Here is a 19003-nt window from a genome sequence, read left to right on the forward strand (position 1 = left end):
TGCAAACAATTTCTGATTGCAAAGCAAAAGGGTGACGGAGTTAACACTTTTACCTTTCCCGCCTCTGTCATTTGCCAACCAGAGGCGGGATGCGATGGTTTATCGGCGGCGATACGATCGCTGGGCGGAATTCACCTTATACAGATAGCGGCGCGACTCCGCAGATGGATGTCGGGTGGTTAATATCTGGTACACATCCCCCGGCGACATGCGGTTAATCATATTCGCGGCCTGAATCTTATCGTTCGAGAATACGCGTAATACGCTGCCTGCGCCGCCATTGTAGGCGGTAATGACCGCATAGCGCCGCGACGTCGGATTCTCAATACCGCTCAGATAGACATTATTCAACATTGCCAGATACGCTGTGCCGGTATCGATATTGCTGGCGGGGTCGAACAGGAAGTTACGGCTTGGCGTGCCGGACTTACCCTGAGAACGGAAAACATCTTTCCCGGCGCTGTGTTGCACTACCTGCATCAGGCCCAGCGCATCCGCGTGGCTGACCGCATACGGGTTAAACGAGGACTCCGTTTGCATAATCGCCAGAATCAGCGACTCGTCAACGCCGTATTTACGGGAGGCCTGGCGTACCATGCCAATGTATTTATGCGCGCGTTTATCAAGGTGGTTCGGCACCAGATTAATGGTGACGCTGTAAATAATACGCAGGCCGTTACTGCGGCTTTTGAGCCGCGTTTTCAGCAAGTAATCCGCGAATGTCGTGGCGCGGCCTTCCCAGCGAATAGGCTGGCCGGTATTGTCGAGGACCTGACCATACAGGAAGGGTTCTTTAGAAATTTTTATGTCATCGACATCGGAGTAAAGATCGACGGAGGTTGGGTCGTCACCCATGAGCAACGTTTTAATAATAGCCCGGCGCAGATGTGCGGTAGGTTCCGTCCCGGCGATGGTTTCAACGGTAATGGTCCCATCATCAAAGTTGATGTGGCTACGGGTCTGGAACTGATCGGTATATTTGACGTAGTCTTTCGGCCCGGCAATCAGGACTTCCTTATATCCCCACAGATTTTCAATATTGTTGGCAAATTGCCCCATCAAAATATCAAAGCCGTTGGTATCCTTGACCCAGGCTTCATTATACGTCTCGCCTTTTTTGGTCGAACTGGAGCAGGAGATGAGCAACGGCGCAATAACAGCAAGCGCGAGTAATTTTTTCATCATTCCGGGAGTGCATGTTGTGTTGTCGTTATGCCATGTTGCCGGGCAGCGACGCTAAGGGCTTATCCGGCATAACTCACAGGCCGAATAAGCGCAGCGTCATTCAGCAACGGGCCTATTTTTTATCTTCCGGCGTATAACCTTCGATATGAACGTCTTTGCCTTCGAACAGGAAGCTCACCATCTCCTGTTCCAGCAGCTTACGGTGCTCGGCGTTCATCATGTTGAGCTTTTTCTCGTTAATCAACATGGTCTGCTTATGCTGCCACTGCGCCCACGCGTCCTTAGAGATCTCGTTATAGATACGTTTTCCCAGTTCGCCAGGGTAGAGCTGAAAATCTTGCCCTTCAGCGTCGCGTTGCAGGTAAGTACAAAAAATCGTTCTGCTCATAAGTCATCCTCTTCATCGACCGGGGCGTTAAACTGGCGCTCCGGTACGTAACTGCTGTAACAAGCGCTCCACGGGGGCCGCCAGTCCGACTGACGGCGGTTGCGCTAAGTTATACCAGAGCGCGCTGCCTTCATCCATGCAGGCGTCCAGTGACGACACGGGAAGCCACATAGGCACAATATCCAGATGGAAATGGCTAAATGTGTGGCGAAACGCATTAAGCTGGGTCAAATTATCAGCGTTAACATGCCGTTGCGCCAGCCATTCACGTAATTCATCTTCTCTGGCGAACTGCGGAAAGCAGTAGAGTCCGCCCCATAAACCGCTGGGAGGACGCTGCGCCAGGAAAATCTCCTGATTATGCTGTAACAATAAAAAGTAACCCGTCCGCTCCGGCAACGTCTGTTTCGGTTTCTTGCCCGGATAGCGTGACCAGCTTTCATGCGCAGCGGCGATACAACCGTTTTGCAGCGGACACAGGGTGCACTTTGGCTTTGAACGCGTACAAACCATCGCGCCCAGATCCATCATCGCCTGATTAAAACGCTCCACGCCGCGTGCGGGCGTCACTTGCTCGCTCAACGTCCACAGCGTATTCTCCACCTCTTTTTTTCCAGGCCAGCCGCTAACAGCATAACAGCGAGCCAGCACACGTTTAACGTTTCCATCAAGAATCGGATAATGTTTACCTAACGCGAGGGAGAGAATCGCGCCGGCGGTTGAGCGCCCGACGCCGGGTAGCGCGGCGATTTCGGCAAAAGTTTGCGGGAATTCTCCACCGTGAAGCGTCGCCACCTGTTGCGCCGCTTTATGCAAATTACGCGCGCGGGCGTAATAGCCGAGCCCGGTCCATAAATGGAGCACTTCATCCAGCGGCGCATTCGCTAAATCCGTCACTGTCGGAAAGCGCGCCATAAATCGCTCAAAGTAAGGAATCACCGTCGTCACCTGCGTTTGTTGCAACATGACTTCCGAGAGCCATACTTTGTAAGGCGTCTTGTTAATTTGCCAGGGCAGCGTTTTCCGCCCGTATTTGTCGTACCAGTCCAGAACCTGGGCTGAAAATTGAGACGCTTGCATGGAAACTCATTCATTATTGCCGGGGGCAAGATTGCAGCACAGAGGCCGCAGGGTGTAAACCGGAACTTTCCGCAGTGCGCTTCATGCTTGCATCCGGCAACTAACTTTGGATAATGCCCGTTTTCAGAACTCAAACACAGCAGACTACACTTTTATGAAAAACGACGTCATTTCACCGGAATTTGATGAAAACGGTCGCCCGCTGCGCCGTATTCGTAGTTTTGTTCGTCGCCAGGGGCGACTGACAAAGGGGCAAGAGCACGCGCTGGAAAACTACTGGCCGGTGATGGGCGTCGAGTTCAGCGAAGCGCCGGTAGATTTCGCCACGTTGTTTGGTCGCGAAGCGCCGGTGACGCTGGAGATTGGTTTTGGCATGGGGGCGTCTCTCGTGGCGATGGCGAAAGCGCGCCCGGAGCAGAATTTCCTCGGCATTGAAGTGCATTCACCCGGTGTCGGCGCGTGTCTGGCGTCCGCTAATGAAGAGGGCGTTGAAAACCTGCGCGTCATGTGCCATGACGCGGTAGAAGTGTTGCATAAAATGATTCCTGACAATTCTTTATCGATGGTTCAGCTCTTTTTCCCTGACCCGTGGCATAAAGCGCGTCATAATAAACGCCGTATCGTTCAGGTGCCGTTTGCTGAACTGGTATTGAGCAAGCTGAAATTGGGCGGCGTTTTCCATATGGCGACCGACTGGGAAGCGTATGCGGAACACATGCTTGAAGTCATGTCTTCTATCGACGGGTACAAAAATCTGTCAGAGAGCAATGATTATGTACCGCGCCCGGAATCGCGCCCGGTAACGAAATTTGAACAACGTGGCCATCGTCTTGGTCATGGCGTATGGGACTTAATGTTCGAGAGGGTGAAATAATGGCAAAGAACCGTAGTCGTCGTCTGCGTAAAAAAATGCACATTGACGAATTCCAGGAATTAGGATTTTCGGTGGCATGGCGTTTTCCGGAAGGTACATCTGAAGAGCAGGTCGATAAGACTGTCGATGACTTTATTAATGACGTTATTGAGCCTAATAAACTGGCGTTTGACGGCAGCGGCTACCTGGCCTGGGAAGGGCTGATTTGTATGCAGGAAATCGGTAAATGTACCGAAGAACATCAGGCGATTGTGCGTAAGTGGCTGGAAGCGCGCAACCTTGAAGAAGTCCGAACCAGCGAACTTTTCGACGTTTGGTGGGACTAATAAGTACAGGGTCGGCAAATGCCGGCCCGCTTTGTCTTGAGGGAAAGTTATGATGCGCAAAACGCTGCTGGCGACAGTGCTAACGTTTACGGCGATGGCCGCTCATGCAGATTACAAATGCAGCGTCACGCCGCGTGACGATGTGATCCTGAGTCCACAAACGGTGCAGGTGAAAGGTGAAAACGGCAACCTGGTGATCACGCCGGACGGCAATGTGATGTACAACGGTAAGCAGTACACCCTTAGCGCCGCGCAGCGCGAGCAGGCGAAAGATTACCAGGCGGAACTGCGAAGCGCGCTGCCGTGGATTGATGAGGGCGCCCGATCGCGCGTCGAAAAAGGCCGCGTGGCGCTGGATAAAATCATCGCTAAAGAGGTGGGCGAAAGCAGCAACATGCGTAGCCGTCTGACGAAGCTTGATGCGCAATTAAAAGCGCAAATGAACCGCATTATCGAACATCGTACGGACGGCCTGACGTTCCACTATAAGGCTATCGACCAGGTGCGTGCCGACGGTCAGCAGTTGGTGAATCAGGCGATGGGCGGTATTTTGCAGGACAGCATTAACGAAATGGGCGCCAAAGCGGTGCTTAAAGGCGGCGGCAATCCTTTACAGGGCGTGATGGGCAGTCTAGGTGGTTTGCAAACCGCTATCCAGAACGAATGGAAAAACCAGGAGAAAGATTTCCAGCAGTTTGGCAAAGATGTCTGTAGCCGCGTAGTGACCTTAGAAGATAGCCGCAAAGCGCTGGTTGGCAGCCTGAAGTAATCTTTCCTTTTTAAACAATGGCGCAGATCGTATCTGCGCCTTTTTATTGTCTATGGAAAACCCCCAGCTAGGCTGGGGGTTCCGGAAAGCTTTCAGCTTTAAGCCAGTTATTAAAACCCCTTTTGATTTGTTAAAACATCTTGCGGTCTGGCAACTGCAAAAGTTCAACAAGAAATCAAAAGGGGGTCCCAATGGGGGACGAAAAGAGCTTAGCGCACACCCGATGGAACTGTAAATATCACATAGTTTTCGCGCCCAAATACCGAAGACAAGCGTTCTATGGAGAGAAGCGTAGGGCAGTAGGCAGCATATTAAGAAAATTGTGTGAATGGAAAAACGTACGAATTCTGGAAGCAGAATGTTGTGCAGATCATATTCACATGCTTCTGGAGATCCCGCCGAAGATGAGTGTGTCGAGTTTCATGGGATATCTGAAGGGTAAAAGTAGTCTGATGCTTTACGAGCAGTTTGGGGATCTAAAATTCAAATACAGGAACAGGGAGTTCTGGTGCAGAGGGTACTATGTCGATACGGTGGGTAAGAACACGGCGAAGATACAGGACTACATAAAGCACCAGCTTGAAGAGGATAAAATGGGTGAGCAATTATCGATCCCGTATCCGGGCAGCCCGTTTACGGGCCGTAAGTAACGAAGTTTGATGCAAATGTCAGATCGTATGCGCCTGTTAGGGCGCGGCTGGTAAGAGAGCCTTATAGGCGCATCTGAAAAACCTCCGGCTATGCCGGAGGATATTTATTCTGTTTTTTCCTGCATTTTGTTATCCATCTCTAAAAAATACTCTCTGTCGGATATATATCGCTGGTTAATCGTATGGCGTCACATTATTCGTCTGCAATATAGAGATAATGCGACCAGTTGACATAACTGGAGATATAACATGGAGTTTTTCAGGAAAACGGCATTAGCTGCTCTGGTAATGGGTTTCAGCGGCGCAGCGTTCGCTTTACCGAATATCACCATCTTAGCGACCGGCGGAACGATCGCTGGCGGTGGTGATTCAGCAACAAAATCAAATTATACGGCAGGTAAAGTCGGCGTCGAAAATCTGGTGGATGCCGTTCCTCAATTGAAGGACATTGCGGTAGTGAAAGGCGAGCAGGTCGTTAACATTGGCTCGCAGGATATGAACGATGAAGTCTGGCTCACGCTGGCGAAAAAAATCAATACCGAGTGCGACAGCACCGACGGTTTCGTGATCACCCACGGTACTGATACGATGGAAGAGACCGCTTATTTCCTCGATCTGACCGTGAAATGCAATAAACCGGTGGTACTGGTCGGCGCGATGCGTCCTTCCACGTCAATGAGCGCAGATGGCCCGTTCAACCTCTATAATGCGGTAGTAACAGCGGCTGATAAACAGTCTGCCAACCGCGGCGTGCTGGTGGTAATGAATGATACCGTCATGGACGGACGCGACGTCACTAAGACCAATACGACTGACGTGGCGACGTTTAAAGCGGTTAACTACGGCCCGCTGGGTTATATCCACAACGGTAAAATTGACTACCAGCGTACGCCAGAGCGTAAACATACCACCTCCACCCCGTTCGACGTGTCGAAGCTGACCGCGTTGCCGAAAGTCGGTATCGTTTATAACTATGCGAATGCGTCCGATCTGCCGGCAAAAGCGCTGGTAGACGCGGGTTATGACGGGATCGTGAGCGCAGGAGTGGGTAACGGCAACCTGTATAAAACGGTCTTTGATACCCTGGCGACCGCCGCGCACAACGGTACGGTAGTGGTGCGTTCTTCACGAGTGCCGACTGGCGCAACCACGCAGGATGCGGAAGTTGACGATGCAAAATACGGCTTTGTCGCTTCCGGCACGCTGAACCCGCAAAAAGCGCGTGTCTTACTGCAACTGGCGTTAACCCAGACTAAAGATCCAAAACAGATCCAGACGATGTTCAATCAGTATTAAAGATAATGCCCCGGTCGGAAGGCCGGGGCTATCTTTGGAAGACCTCTCGCACAACCAACACTATTATCTTGCTAATTATCATCATGGTTATGATAATCGTGGGTGTCATGTCTCTGGACGGGAGGTCCACAAGTGGTTCGACAATGGATTGCTGGCGCAGCGCTGTTTGCCCTGATTTCAGGCTATAGTTGGGCAGAGGTTGCTCAACCCTCCGATAACATCTTAAAAGAACAGTTTAGTAAGCAGTACCACGGCATACTTAAACTGGATTCCATTACCTTAAAAAATCTTGATTCGACGGGCAATCAGGCCACCTGGTCTGCCGAAGGGGATATTTCTTCCCGTGAAGATATGTATACCGGCGTTGGTATGGCGGCGGATTATTATTTTGTTGAAAAAACCTGGACCAAAGATCGTCCCGTTAAATTTTCTGCCATGTTAACCAGTAAAGGGACGCCAGCCTCTGGCTGGACGGTGAACTATTACTCATTACAAATGGCAGCCAGCGATCAGGGCCGGGCTATTGACGACATTAAAACGAATGATAAATACCTGATCGTCAACAGTGATGACTTTAACTATCGGTTTGGCAACATTGAAGCCTCCTGGCGTGCGCAGAAAGCGTCGATCCCCGGTCTTGAAGAACAACTCTCTGCCCTGGATAAGAAAATAGCGGTAGCTAAAAAAGAAGCGGACGCGTATTGGGGAAAAGGCGCTGATGGGAAACCGTTGACCCGCGCCGAGGCGTTTAAAAAGACGTTAAAAGAGCGCGATGATTATGTAAAAGCCAACGATAGCAGCGTATATGCCGAGAAATACGAAAAAGAGGTCTATCAACCGGCATTAGACGCGTGCCGTAAGCAGAGTGAGCCGTGCAATGAAGCGGCTATTCAGCAGAAAAGAGATTTAGACATACACGAGCAACGGCGGCAGGTATTTTTGAAATCAGAAGAGCTGCGTCGAAAAGCGCAGAATGACTGGATAACGTTAGAGAAAGGGCAATATCCGCTGAATATAGCGGTACAGAAACTTCAGATGCAACAGAGTGATATCCGTGTGAAAATTATGGATATTAATGACGGTTACGAGCGCTGGAAAAAAGATACGGACGATTTGCGTCGTAAAGGGGTTATTAAATAATGCGTTTGCCGGCGGCGCATTAACCGCCACAGGTCGGTAAGCGTCGCGCCATCAGGTATTTTACCCACTGGCGCGACAGGCTTATCCTTGTTATTCCGCGAGAAACAACTCAAGAAGAGAGTTTAAAAACAGTTTACCGTGCCGGGTAATCTGCCAGTATTGCTCGCATTCGGTCAGGTAGCCCTGGGCAATAGCCTCGTCGATTGGCTGACGAATAACCGCTTCCGTAAGCCCGGTATAATCGACAAATTCGGCGCGAGGCGCGCGCTCCAGCAACCGAAAACGGTTCATAAAGAATTCAAAGGGTTTATCGTCATCACTCACGTCACGCTGGCTTTCCAGGTAACGTCCCTGCATATAACCGCGTGGGTGACGGGTTTTGGTGGTGCGCAGGATCCTGCCGTCCGGGAAGGTGACTTTACCGTGGGCGCCGCAGCCAATCCCCAGATAGTCGCCAAAGCGCCAGTAGTTCAGATTATGCTGGCACTGATAACCGGGTTTGGCATAGGCCGACGTTTCGTATTGCTGATAGCCCGCGGCGGTTAATAACTGGTGGCCCTGCTCAAAGATATCCCACAGAGCGTCATCGTCCGGTAAAACCGGCGGACGCGAACCGAACAGAGTGTTGGGTTCAATCGTCAATTGATACCATGAGAGATGCGGCGGATTAAGCGCAATTGCCTGTCGCAAATCGTTCAGCGCCTCTTCCAGCGTTTGGTCCGGCAATCCATGCATCAAGTCGAGGTTAAAGCTGCGTAGCCCAAGCCCATTTGCCAGTCTTGCTGCCCGCTTCGCCTCTTGTGGACCGTGAATACGGCCAAGACGTTTCAGCTTAGGCTCACTAAAGCTCTGCACGCCAATGGAGATCCGGTTTACGCCGGCGCGCTGATAGTCGATGAAGCGGTCGGCTTCGACCGTGCCGGGGTTCGCTTCCATAGTAATTTCCGCATCCGCCGCCAGATTCAGGCGCGCACGCACGCCGTCCAGCAGCGTTTGCATCGCCGGCCCGGAAAGCAGGCTTGGCGTACCGCCGCCAATAAAAATGGTCTTTACTTCACGCCCTTGCGCCCAAGCGACGTCGGCATCCAGATCGTTTAACAGATGCTGGACGTAGTCGTCATGTGGCACCTCGCCCTTCAACGCATGGGAATTGAAGTCGCAATATGGACATTTTTGTACACACCAGGGAATATGAATATAAAGACTGAGCGGCGGTAGTTTAGCCATTGCGTAACGCATCCAGCAGCAGCTTGAGCGCTTGTCCACGGTGGGAAATCGCGCTTTTTTCTTCACGGGTCAGTTCTGCGGCGGTTTTGCCTTCAGACGGTACGAAGAAAATGGGATCATAGCCAAATCCGCCATTTCCGGCCGCCTGGCGAGTAATGACGCCAGGCCAGCTACCGTGACAGACTATCGGTGTGGGATCTTCCGCATGACGCAAATAAACCAGTACACAATGGAATCGCGCCTGGCGTTTGTCGTCCGGAACATCCCGTAGAGTATGCAGCAGTTTTTCCAGATTTTGCTGATCTGTCGCGTTTTCGCCAGAATAGCGCGCGGAATAGATACCCGGCGCGCCGCCTAAAACGTCAACGGCCAGACCGGAGTCATCGGCAATGGCGGGCAGGCCGGTCATTTTGGCGGCATGGCGCGCTTTGAGAATCGCGTTTTCAATAAACGTCAGGCCGGTTTCTTCCGCGGAATCGACGCCCAGTTCCGTTTGCGCTACCACATCAAGCCCAAAATCGCTTAACAGCGACGCGAGCTCGCGCACTTTACCGGCGTTGCCGGTTGCGAGAACAACTTTTTGCATGGAGTACCTACTCAGTTAACGCCGCAATTTCCGGCGGGATCTGTTGCGGGTGAATAATTTTTACCTGTTTGTGACGGCCCAGCTCGCCTTTTTCGATGACGATCTGACTTTTCGCCACGCGAAACTGTTTACCGAGAAACTTGGTCAGATGGCTGTTTGCCTGACCGTCAACCGGTGGGGCGGTAATGGCGATTTTCACCTCGTCGCCATGTAAACCCACAATACTATCGCGGCTGGCTTTCGGCTGAATATAAAGCCGTAACACCAGACCGTCTTCGCAGCGAGTCACAGCACTCATAACGCCATCCACAGCCCCGGCAGCAACATGTTGCCTGTCGCTTGTAAGACTTCAGCGATCCCCATATTAACGACATACAGCAGCAGCACCAGAACCATCGGCGAGAAGTCGATGCCGCCCATCGCAGGCAGTATACGGCGAATCGGGCTGAGCAGCGGCTCGGCAAGCTGAATCAATACATATTCAATCGGGCTACGACCCTGGCTCACCCAGCTCATGATAGCCATGACCAGCAGCACCCAGAAGATCAGCAGGCCGATTGTTTTAAGCAAGATAAGCACCGCGGCAATCCAGATAATCGCCTGAAACGTAATTACCTTAAACAGCACTATCGCCTTAATAACGCTAAGAATAAACGCCACCAGCAGGGAAGCGCTGTCAATCGGCCCCATTGGCGGGATAATACGACGCAGCGGTCCGATGATGGGCTGCGTAATTTTCACCACGAACTGGGAAAAAGGGTTGTAAAAGTCACAGCGGGCCCACTGCATCCACACGCGCAATAATAGCACCATGGTATACAGCTCAATTACCGTTGAGAGCAGGAAGGTCAACGTATTCATGGCGTTCCTCAGTTTTCCTTAATTTTTTGTGTAATCACGAGCACCAAAGATAGCGGTGCCGATGCGCACCATTGTGCTACCTGCCGCAATCGCGGCTTCCATATCGTCGCTCATACCCAGAGATAAGGTATCAACGTCAGGGTAGCGCGCTTTCAGCCCGGCAAATGCTACAGCCATTTGACGTGCGACTTCAAACTGCCTTACATAATCTGACTCTGGAGCCGGGATCGCCATCAGTCCGCGAAGCCGCAGACGCGGCAGTGTAGCCACCGCAGCGGCCAGCTCATCCAGTTCCGCCAGCGGAATGCCTGATTTGCTGTTTTCATCGCTGATATTAATTTGGATCAGAACATTTAGCGCCGGCAGATTATCCGGACGCTGTTCGCTCAGCCGCGAGGCGATACGCAAGCGATCGATGGTATGACACCAGTCAAAATGCTCGGCCACCAGCCGACTTTTGTTGGACTGTAAAGGGCCAATAAAGTGCCAGTGCAGGCCTTCCACTTTCGCTTCCTGAAAGTGGCGGATTTTTTCCACCCCCTCTTGTACATAATTTTCACCAAATGCCCGTTGTCCGGCGGCAATGGCTTCTGCGATGTCGCTCGCAGGTTTGGTTTTACTCACTGCAAGCAACGTAACTTCTTCTGAAGAGCGGCCGCAACGCGTCGCCGCGGCGGAGATTTTGTCCCGGATGTATGCCAGGTTATGCGCGATATCGTTCATTTTCCGAGGATGTTTATATGAATATGGAAGAAATTGTGACGCTTAGTGTAAAGCATAACGTCTCGGATCTACACCTGTGTAACGCCTGGCCTGCGCGATGGCGCAAACAAGGACGCATGGAGAACGCGCCTTTTACCGCGCCTGATGTCGACAGGCTTCTGCTTGATTGGCTTAATGATGCGCAACAATATCAGTGGCGAACGCACGGCCAGCTTGATTTCGCCGTCTCGCTGTCTGGCACGCGGCGCCTGCGCGCCAGTGCGTTCACACATCAACAGGGAACGTCGCTGGCGCTACGGCTATTGCCCGAGCGCTGTCCTGATCTGGCGAAAATCCAGACGCCGCCGATAGTACCCGCACTGCTTGCCAGCGAGAACGGACTGATTCTGGTCACTGGCGCTACTGGCTGCGGGAAGTCCACCACGCTGGCGGCGATGGTGGGATATCTTAATCAACATGCCGATAAACACATCCTGACGCTGGAAGATCCTATTGAGTACCGTTACACCAGCAAGCGTTGCCTGATACAGCAGCGGGAAATCGGCCAGCATTGCGCCACTTTTGCCGCCGGGCTGCGCGCAGCGTTACGTGAAGATCCTGATGTCATTTTGCTGGGAGAGCTGCGTGACAGCGAGACCATTCGCCTGGCGCTGACGGCGGCGGAAACGGGGCATCTGGTACTGGCAACCCTGCATACTCGCGGTGCGGCGCAGGCGGTGGAAAGATTAGTGGATAGTTTTCCGGCGCAGGAAAAAGAACCGGTACGCAGCCAACTGGCGGGTAGTCTGCGCGCCGTACTATCACAAAAACTGGAGGTCGACAGACAGGATGGGCGCGTGGCGTTGTTTGAATTACTGATTAATACGCCAGCCACAGGGAATTTGATCCGTGAAGGCAAACTCCATCAGTTGGCCCACGTGATACAAACCGGGCAGCAGCAGGGGATGATGACATTCGCCCAGAGCGCGCAATGGCGTCAGGCGCAGGGACGACTGTAGCGAAGATGGCGGCGTAGGGGGGTTGTAAAGTGTTGACTGGCGCGGTGGATTGAACGGCATGCAGGCTTGTATCCTGGCGAACCGGCGTTAAAATCGCAGCTTTGTTAAAACCACAGCGAAGCCATTTAACGATGTCATCACAACCGAATCAAAGCCTGATAGATGGCATTCGCTGTCTGCAATATCTGGTCTCCAGCGACCGTGCTATCGGATGTCGCGAGCTTGCCCGGCTGATGGATATTAATACCACGCGCGTTAATCGCCTGTTAATGACGATGGCCTCTATTGGACTCACGATGCAGGATGAGCACCGACGCTATTTACCCGGGCCAGGCATTCATGCTTTGGCGGCGCAGGCGATTCGCGGTTCAGCGCTGTTCTCCCATGCGTTGCCTATCCTTGAGCGCCATGCGCCCAAAGACATCGTGGTGGCATTAGGCGTGCTATGGGAAGACCAGATTATCTATATTTATCACTCTACGCCGGGTTCGCAGGGAAGTCAGGCGCTGGCGGGGTTTCGCATGTACCCTGCCTGGCAGTCGGTACCTGGGGTGGCGTTACTGGCGGCAGAAAGCGATGAGGCGCTAATGCAGCGTTTTACTCCGGAGCAATGGCGTAATCTGGCGCCGCATGTGGCGCAGCAGCGCCAGCGGGGATACGTACTGTGGCATCACGCTGATGGTGAAGTTTCTATGGCGCAACCGCTAGGCAAGCACGCCGCAGCGCTGGCCTTTGCGGGAATGTGGCGGATTGATGAGGCGGAGGCGGCTGCGCGTTTACAGGCGCTGAAGGCACTAAACCAGCTTATTGCCCAGTAAGCCTGGCAACCGTGACCGCGTTACCCGCCTGCTGACAAAAACGGCTTTAATACCCCTGTTCAAAATAGCTTTCGAGGATAATCACGGCGGAGGCCGAGTCCACTTTGCCTTTGTTCAGCGCGCGATACCCACCTCGTTCAAACAGACCGGAGCGTGCTTCAACGGTGCTGAGTCGTTCATCGTGCAGCGTGACAGTTACCCCGAAACGCCCATGAATACGGTTGGCGAATTTACGTGCGCGCGCCGTCAGCGGCTGTTCAGTGCCATCCATATTGAGCGGTAGCCCGACAATAATTTCGTCCGGCTGCCACTCTTTCAGCAAACGTTCAATGAGCGTCCAGTCGGGCGTGCCGTCCTGTGCTTTGATTGCCGGAAGCGGACGGGCGGTGCCGGTAATGCGTTGTCCTATTGCAACGCCGATGCTTTTTGTGCCGAAGTCAAAGGCCAGTAAGGTGCCGCTCATCAGGCGTGCCCCGCAACGCCAGGCATGGTCAGAATATCAATGCCAATAAGTTTTGCCGCTTCGCGCCAGCGCTCGGCAATGGGCGTTTTGAACAAAATATTGAGATCGGCGGGCGCGGTAAGCCAGGCGTTATCAAGCAACTCTTGTTCAAGCTGGCCTTTATCCCAGGAGGCGTAGCCCAGCGCGACCAGCACATCGGAAGGCTGTTGTTGGGTACCTAACGTTTCCAGCACATCGCGGGAGGTGGTAATCACGGTATTGTCTGAGATACGAATGCTGGAGGCGAAACGTGACGGCGGAGTATGGAGAATAAATCCGCGATCTTCCGCCAGCGGGCCGCCGAGCATCACGGCTTTATCAAGACGAATTGCCGAATCGCGCGGTTCCGGCGTAATTTTTAGTTTTTCCAGAATCCCTTCAATTTGCAGATTTTCCAAAGGCTTATTAACAATAATCCCCATAGCGCCGTCCTGGTTGTGCTCGCAAATATACACCACGGAACGGCGGAAAATCGGGTCCTGGAGCGCAGGCATGGCAATAAGAAAGTGATGCTGTAAATTCATTGTCAGAGGTTCTGTTTCCTGGTTCAAAAAAACGACAGCGTTCAGTATGTGGGGAAAGCGGACGGTTGTCACTCATATAAGCCGTCTTTTGCCAAAGGACGGCTGCCTTATCGGGCAATAGATTGCCGGATGGCGATGCTGATGCGCCGCCTTATCCGACCGGGGCGGCGTAATTGCTCAGGCCCGGTAAGCGCACGCCACCGGGCAATAAACCTTTACTTCGCCAGACGCGCTTCGATGGCGTCCATCAACATCCCGGTGATAGAGATCGGGTATTCCGCTTCAATTTCACGCACGCAGGTTGGGCTGGTCACGTTAATTTCCGTTAAGCGGTCGCCGATAATATCCAGACCGACGAAAATAAGCCCTTTGGCTTTAAGCGTCGGCCCAACGCGGCGGGCGATTTCCCAGTCGCTTTCGCTCAACGGACGGGGTTCGCCGCGACCACCAGCCGCCAGGTTGCCGCGGGTTTCGCCGCCCTGCGGAATACGCGCCAGGCAGTAAGGCACTGGCTCGCCGTCGACGACCAGGACGCGCTTATCGCCATCTTTGATAGCGGGCAGATAGTTCTGCGCCATGCAGTAGCGGTTGCCCAGCTCGGTCAGCGTTTCGGCAATAACGCCTATGTTAGGATCGCCTTCCTTAACGCGGAAAATGGACGCGCCGCCCATACCGTCCAGCGGTTTCATAATGATATCGCCGTGCTTTTCCCAAAATGCTTTGAGCTGCGCTTTATTGCGCGTTACCAGCGTTTCCGGGGTCAGGTCGGCAAACCAGGCAGTATACAGTTTTTCATTACAGTCGCGCAGGCTTTGCGGTTTGTTGACGATCAGCGTCCCTTCTTCTTCAGCGCGTTCCAGAATATAGGTCGCATAAATAAACTCGGTATCAAACGGCGGATCTTTGCGCATCAAAATGACGTCCAGATCGGCGAGTTTAATCTCCTGCTCGCTGCCGAACTCGTACCATTTATCGTAATTTTGCTCCACGCTCAACGTTCGCGTGCGGGCGCGGGCTTCGCCGTTAATCAGATAAAGGTCGGCCATCTCCATATAATGAAGTTCATAACCACGACGTTGGGCTTCCAGCAGCATAGCGAAACTGGTGTCTTTCTTGATGTTGATGTGTGCGATGGGGTCCATCACGATGCCGAGCTTGATCATTATTTTCTCCGTTAACGCTTCATCCTAAGTCGCCAAAACGCACCTGTAGCGCGGTAATGGCGGTGAGCGCGGTTGTCTCAGTACGCAGAACGCGAGGTCCTAACAGAATATCAGTAAACTGATAGCGCGCGGTCATCGCGATTTCGTCCGCCGACAGCCCGCCTTCCGGGCCGATCAGCAGTCGGACGCGTTCAACCGGCAGCGGCAGAGTGTTGATGCTGGCATGGGCGCGCGGATGAAGATTGAGCTTCAGCCCGGAATCTTGCTCGGCGCACCAGGCTTCCAGCGCCATCGGCGGGCGAATTTCCGGCACCCGGTTACGCCCGCATTGTTCGCAGGCGGCGATGGCGATCTTCTGCCACTGCTGGCGCTTTTTGTTCAGACGTTCACTATCCAGTTTAACGCCGCAGCGCTCAGAGAACAGTGGCGTAATGAGGCTTACACCCAGTTCGATCGATTTCTGGATAGTAAATTCCATTTTTTCACCGCGCGACATCACCTGGCCCAGATGGATATGCAGCGGCGATTCACGATCGTCGATTTCGCCTTTCATCACTTGCACTTCAACGCTTTTCTTACTGGCGCTAATGATTTCAGCATCGAATACCTGATTGCTGCCGTCAAACAGCTGTAGCGCTTGTCCCGGTCCCATGCGCAGTACACGACCAATATGGTTGGCCGCATCTTCGCATAACGAAATCTGCGTACCGGACGTCAACAATTCAGGGTGATAAATGCGGGGAATACGCATAATAAAAAAATCCGCGTCATGGCCCCGGCGTTTGGCTATCCAGGGCATGGGTTAACAAGAATCCCGCTAGTGTAGGTTAGCTCTTTCGCGCCTGGCAAGCGCGTTGCACATAGGGATTATGATTACCCTGGACCTTCGCGATACGCGCATCGCGCTCGCACTCCCAGGCGGTAACGGGGTACTGCTTATCCCAGACGTTAAAAAGCTGCGTTTGTTGGCGGGAAAGTTTCAGTTGGTATTGGTCGCGCATATAAAAATAAATGCGGGCGATTGCGCCACGGGCGCGGGCGGGCGGCTCGGCGATTTTCGCTTTAAAATCCACTTTCATGGCGCATTGCCCGTACTGACCTTCGCCGCCGTTCCACTGGCTATACATAAAGTTGCCGCGATCGCCATTCACTTCGCCAATCGCGGGTTGCAGGTTATGCATATCGCTTTCCATTTTGCGGTAGACCGGGTCTTTAGCGCAGTTTTTTCGCCCGCCGTCCTGCCAGCACTGGCGCTGATGACCGAATTGCCAGGCGGGGACAACGTGCTCCCACTCAATGCGTCTGGCGCGATTCTCGTTTTTACGCACCTTATAGCCACAGGACTCCAGGTCTACGACGCCTTTTTTACCCTGCCAGCGGATTTGGCACCCGCAGTAAAAGCTGCCGGGCGCGTCAGCATTGACTTTGACGCTCGCCGCTTTGGCCTGAGAAAAATTGTTAATGCCATCGGCCAGGGCCTGGCCTGAAAACGCTGCGGCCAGCAACGCAGCGGCAAAAGAAAAATTACGGTACATTGCACACTCCATAGCAAAACGAGCCCGCAACGTAACGAAAGTTGTGTCTGTATGCAATCAGTCCGCTCAGGAAAGTTCCCGGACGTTTCGGGAACTACCCGGCGACCAGTGGTTCACCGCAGTGAACGCAACGATAAACCGCTTCGCCGCGTACTACGCGGTTATGACGGCGGACGGTGAGTTGATGTTGCTGGCATTGGCAATGGTAGGGAAAGGTGTTGCGCCGTACGGATTGCAGCGCAAATTGATGAGTACGTCTGGCCGGAACGCCCAGCACGCTTTCCATCATCCACTTCCATTCCTTGCCATGCGGAGCCTTGCGTCCGAAGTGCTTCCACACCAACAGATGCGCCAGTTCATGCGGCACGACCTCTGCTATAAAGGTGTCGATGTTTTCCAGCAGTAACACCGGGTTGAGGCGGATTTCGTAGCTCTCCAGCCAGGCGGTGCCCGCCGAGGTGCCGCGTTGCGTATACACCAGTTTCGGCTCCGGATAATGTCTATCGAGCTTGAGGTTCGCCTGGGCGAGATTTTCCCGCAGACGACGCATCACGGCCTGCTGGATAGCGATAGGGAGACGAGGGGTTTTCATAGCGGCAGAGAATAGTGCGACGGAAGAGGGACTGCAAGAAAAACGCTTCCTCCTGTGGCAGGAGGAAGCGTGGAGGGATTAGTCGTGGGCGCCGATTTCGCGCAGTTTACGACCTTTCATCAGGTTACGTTCAATGTGTTCCAGCGAAACGTGTTTGGTTTCCGGCACCAGCCACAGGGTCAGCAGGATAAACAGTACGTTCAGGCCCGCATAGACCCAGAAGGTGTTGGCGTTACCCAGATTGTTCAGCATGGTCAGGAACGTTGCGCCGACGATCATATTGGCGATCCAGTTGGTCGCGGTGGAGCAGGTGATGCCGAAATCGCGGCCTTTCAGCGGCTGGATTTCGGAGCACAGTACCCAAATCAGCGGACCAGCGCTCATCGCAAATCCAATGATGAACATCAGCAGCATAGCGATAGCGAAGTATTGCGCAGACGGCGAATGGATGCCGATGTGCATCATCGTACCCAGAATCCCCATACCAATCGCCATGACCAGGAAGCCCAGCGTCAGGGTCGGCTTGCGGCCCCAGCGGTCAACCAGGCCGATAGCGATGAAGGTTGCCAGCACGTTAGTCAGACCAACAATAACGGTGCCCCACATCTGCTCCGTGGTATTCGTGTACCCCGCCAGTTCGAAGATTTTCGGCGCGTAATACATGATGACGTTCATCCCGGTAAATTGCTGCATGACCTGCAACAAAATGCCAAGAAACACGGCGCGGCGGAAGTTGCTGTTCTCTTTGAACAGCGCCCAACCGCTCTGTTTAACCTGCAAACTTTCGCGAATTTCATCGAGCTCACGTTTTGCTTCCGCACTGGTGTCACGCAGGCGCAACAGGACGCGTTCAGCATCATGGAAACGGCGTTTCGCCGCAAACCAGCGCGGGCTGTCCGGCAGGAAGAAGACGCCGATCAGCAGCAGAATAGCCGGGATGATGATCACGCCGAGCATCCAGCGCCATGCGCCGCTGTAGCTGAACGCGGTATCGGACAGATAAGCGCCCAGAATCCCGATGGTGATCATGAGTTGGTACATTGAGATCATACTGCCGCGAATTTTTTCCGGCGCGATCTCGGACAGGTACAACGGTGCAGTGTAGGAAGCGACGCCGACGGCCAGACCCAGCAGCACGCGAGAAATAATCAGGACTTCAACGTTAGGCGCCGCAGCGGAGAACAGCGAACCGGCGACGAACAGGATAGCGCCGATCATCAGGCTTTTTTTACGACCCAGCTTAAAGGAGAGCCAGCCGCTGCCGACAGCGCCGACGGCCGCGCCAAACATCATGGAGCTGACCACCCATTCCTGAGTGTGTGCGGTAATCTGAAACTCGTCGGTAATGAAGGGTAAAGCACCGGCGATAACGCCGATATCCAGGCCAAAAAGTAATCCTGCCAGGGCTGCAAGAAAGCAGACAAAAAATGTCATGGCCTTGTTGGAACGCCCTTGTTTTTTATTGTCAGGCATTATGCCCTCCGGTTGGGTTAGCAATTTTATCGATGTTAAGAGTAGGTGAGTACGCAGTAAAAAGATGTGAGGCTAATCACAATGGTGTAATCGTTTACACTGCTATTTATCTCGGTGATTATTTAATTATCTGAAAAATAATAGTTTTAATAATCTTATAACCATATCAATCGCCTGGTATTTAGACAAAGTTGAAAAATTATGTAATATTTTCATCGCAGAATTAGCATACCGATAGTGATGTAGTCAGTTCTTAATGAAAATGAATGTAACCGCTTTCATGATGACTGAAA

The 19003-nt window shown here is 52.9% G+C and carries 23 protein-coding genes; 8 read left to right on the top strand and 15 right to left on the bottom strand.

The features are described from left to right. Nucleotides 1–99: 99 nt before the first annotated feature. The 3 genes from mltC to mutY form a co-directional block, all read right to left on the bottom strand. The gene (mltC, locus tag QEN31_RS03685; protein ID WP_000976289.1) at nt 100–1185 is read right to left on the bottom strand and encodes a membrane-bound lytic murein transglycosylase MltC; all 1086 of its coding nucleotides are present in this window, start codon (nt 1183–1185) and stop codon (nt 100–102) included. A gap of 112 nt (nt 1186–1297) precedes the next feature. Further along, nucleotides 1298–1573 carry an oxidative damage protection protein gene (locus QEN31_RS03690; RefSeq protein WP_000091706.1) on the bottom strand — a complete coding sequence of 92 codons (276 nt, stop codon included), beginning with the start codon at nt 1571–1573 and terminating at the stop codon, nt 1298–1300. Nucleotides 1574–1600: 27 nt separating this feature from the next. Continuing rightward, nucleotides 1601–2653, bottom strand: a complete 1053-nt coding sequence (mutY, locus tag QEN31_RS03695; RefSeq protein ID WP_001148956.1) for an A/G-specific adenine glycosylase — start codon at nt 2651–2653, stop codon at nt 1601–1603. Between the two features lie 154 nt (nt 2654–2807). On the opposite strand from mutY, the gene trmB reads away from it, so the two are divergent. From trmB to QEN31_RS03725, 6 genes are all read left to right on the top strand, one after another. Continuing rightward, on the top strand, nt 2808–3527 hold the full coding sequence (trmB, locus tag QEN31_RS03700; RefSeq protein WP_000786895.1) for a tRNA (guanosine(46)-N7)-methyltransferase TrmB: 720 nt from the start codon (nt 2808–2810) through the stop codon (nt 3525–3527). Then, the gene (locus QEN31_RS03705) at nt 3527–3853 is read left to right on the top strand and encodes a YggL family protein (protein ID WP_001107574.1); all 327 of its coding nucleotides are present in this window, start codon (nt 3527–3529) and stop codon (nt 3851–3853) included. Before trmB ends, QEN31_RS03705 begins: the two co-directional genes overlap by 1 nt. Nucleotides 3854–3902: 49 nt before the next feature. Beyond that, on the top strand, nt 3903–4622 hold the full coding sequence (locus QEN31_RS03710; RefSeq protein ID WP_000984838.1) for a DUF2884 domain-containing protein: 720 nt from the start codon (nt 3903–3905) through the stop codon (nt 4620–4622). 191 nt (nt 4623–4813) lie between these two features. Next, the gene (gene tnpA, locus QEN31_RS03715; RefSeq protein WP_000502119.1) at nt 4814–5272 is read left to right on the top strand and encodes an IS200/IS605-like element IS200F family transposase; all 459 of its coding nucleotides are present in this window, start codon (nt 4814–4816) and stop codon (nt 5270–5272) included. A gap of 249 nt (nt 5273–5521) precedes the next feature. Further along, on the top strand, nt 5522–6568 hold the full coding sequence (ansB, locus tag QEN31_RS03720; RefSeq protein ID WP_000394189.1) for an L-asparaginase 2: 1047 nt from the start codon (nt 5522–5524) through the stop codon (nt 6566–6568). Between the two features lie 132 nt (nt 6569–6700). Continuing rightward, complete coding sequence (locus tag QEN31_RS03725) at nt 6701–7708, top strand: DUF1202 domain-containing protein (RefSeq protein ID WP_000252197.1); 1008 nt, start codon at nt 6701–6703, stop codon at nt 7706–7708. Nucleotides 7709–7798: 90 nt separating this feature from the next. Here the strand turns inward: QEN31_RS03725 and hemW are convergent, their stop codons facing one another. The 5 genes from hemW to QEN31_RS03750 are packed head-to-tail and all read right to left on the bottom strand — an operon-like array spanning nt 7799 to nt 11105. Beyond that, complete coding sequence (gene hemW, locus QEN31_RS03730; protein ID WP_001096518.1) at nt 7799–8935, bottom strand: radical SAM family heme chaperone HemW; 1137 nt, start codon at nt 8933–8935, stop codon at nt 7799–7801. Beyond that, nucleotides 8928–9521, bottom strand: coding sequence for an XTP/dITP diphosphatase (locus tag QEN31_RS03735; protein ID WP_001174769.1), 594 nt, complete (start codon nt 9519–9521; stop codon nt 8928–8930). The genes hemW and QEN31_RS03735 overlap by 8 nt, the downstream gene beginning before the upstream one ends. A gap of 7 nt (nt 9522–9528) precedes the next feature. Beyond that, on the bottom strand, nt 9529–9819 hold the full coding sequence (gene yggU, locus QEN31_RS03740; RefSeq protein ID WP_001277201.1) for a DUF167 family protein YggU: 291 nt from the start codon (nt 9817–9819) through the stop codon (nt 9529–9531). Further along, nucleotides 9816–10382: a YggT family protein gene (locus QEN31_RS03745; RefSeq protein WP_001094848.1), complete on the bottom strand. Its 567-nt coding sequence runs from the start codon at nt 10380–10382 to the stop codon at nt 9816–9818. The genes yggU and QEN31_RS03745 overlap by 4 nt, the downstream gene beginning before the upstream one ends. A gap of 18 nt (nt 10383–10400) precedes the next feature. Beyond that, nucleotides 10401–11105, bottom strand: a complete 705-nt coding sequence (locus QEN31_RS03750; protein WP_000997812.1) for a YggS family pyridoxal phosphate-dependent enzyme — start codon at nt 11103–11105, stop codon at nt 10401–10403. 17 nt (nt 11106–11122) lie between these two features. Here QEN31_RS03750 and QEN31_RS03755 point away from each other — a divergent pair, with 17 nt between their 5' ends. Together QEN31_RS03755 and QEN31_RS03760 are read left to right on the top strand one after the other, a co-directional pair. Continuing rightward, a complete protein-coding gene (locus QEN31_RS03755) occupies nt 11123–12103 on the top strand; it encodes a type IV pilus twitching motility protein PilT (RefSeq protein ID WP_001055649.1) in 981 nt (326 codons plus the stop codon). A gap of 131 nt (nt 12104–12234) precedes the next feature. Further along, nucleotides 12235–12921, top strand: coding sequence for an IclR family transcriptional regulator domain-containing protein (locus tag QEN31_RS03760; RefSeq protein ID WP_000098329.1), 687 nt, complete (start codon nt 12235–12237; stop codon nt 12919–12921). A 46-nt stretch (nt 12922–12967) separates the two neighbouring features. On the opposite strand, the gene ruvX is transcribed toward QEN31_RS03760, so the two are convergent. From ruvX to galP, 7 genes are all read right to left on the bottom strand, one after another. After that, a complete protein-coding gene (gene ruvX / locus QEN31_RS03765) occupies nt 12968–13384 on the bottom strand; it encodes a Holliday junction resolvase RuvX (RefSeq protein ID WP_000017096.1) in 417 nt (138 codons plus the stop codon). Beyond that, a complete protein-coding gene (locus QEN31_RS03770; RefSeq protein ID WP_001053171.1) occupies nt 13384–13947 on the bottom strand; it encodes a YqgE/AlgH family protein in 564 nt (187 codons plus the stop codon). Before QEN31_RS03770 ends, ruvX begins: the two co-directional genes overlap by 1 nt. A gap of 215 nt (nt 13948–14162) precedes the next feature. Further along, nucleotides 14163–15110, bottom strand: a complete 948-nt coding sequence (gene gshB / locus QEN31_RS03775; protein ID WP_000593248.1) for a glutathione synthase — start codon at nt 15108–15110, stop codon at nt 14163–14165. Between the two features lie 19 nt (nt 15111–15129). After that, nucleotides 15130–15861 (bottom strand): 16S rRNA (uracil(1498)-N(3))-methyltransferase, encoded by a 732-nt coding sequence (rsmE, locus tag QEN31_RS03780; protein ID WP_001222489.1) that lies wholly within the window; start codon nt 15859–15861, stop codon nt 15130–15132. 76 nt (nt 15862–15937) lie between these two features. Then, nucleotides 15938–16645, bottom strand: coding sequence for a deoxyribonuclease I (endA, locus tag QEN31_RS03785; RefSeq protein ID WP_000286122.1), 708 nt, complete (start codon nt 16643–16645; stop codon nt 15938–15940). 94 nt (nt 16646–16739) lie between these two features. Then, a complete protein-coding gene (locus tag QEN31_RS03790) occupies nt 16740–17237 on the bottom strand; it encodes a SprT family zinc-dependent metalloprotease (protein WP_000856775.1) in 498 nt (165 codons plus the stop codon). A 78-nt stretch (nt 17238–17315) separates the two neighbouring features. After that, the gene (galP, locus tag QEN31_RS03795; RefSeq protein ID WP_001113171.1) at nt 17316–18710 is read right to left on the bottom strand and encodes a galactose/proton symporter; all 1395 of its coding nucleotides are present in this window, start codon (nt 18708–18710) and stop codon (nt 17316–17318) included. Between the last annotated feature and the right edge of the window lie 293 nt (nt 18711–19003).

The sequence above is a fragment of the Salmonella sp. SA15303 genome (genome assembly GCF_029962125.1).
GTDB lineage: Bacteria > Pseudomonadota > Gammaproteobacteria > Enterobacterales > Enterobacteriaceae > Salmonella > Salmonella enterica.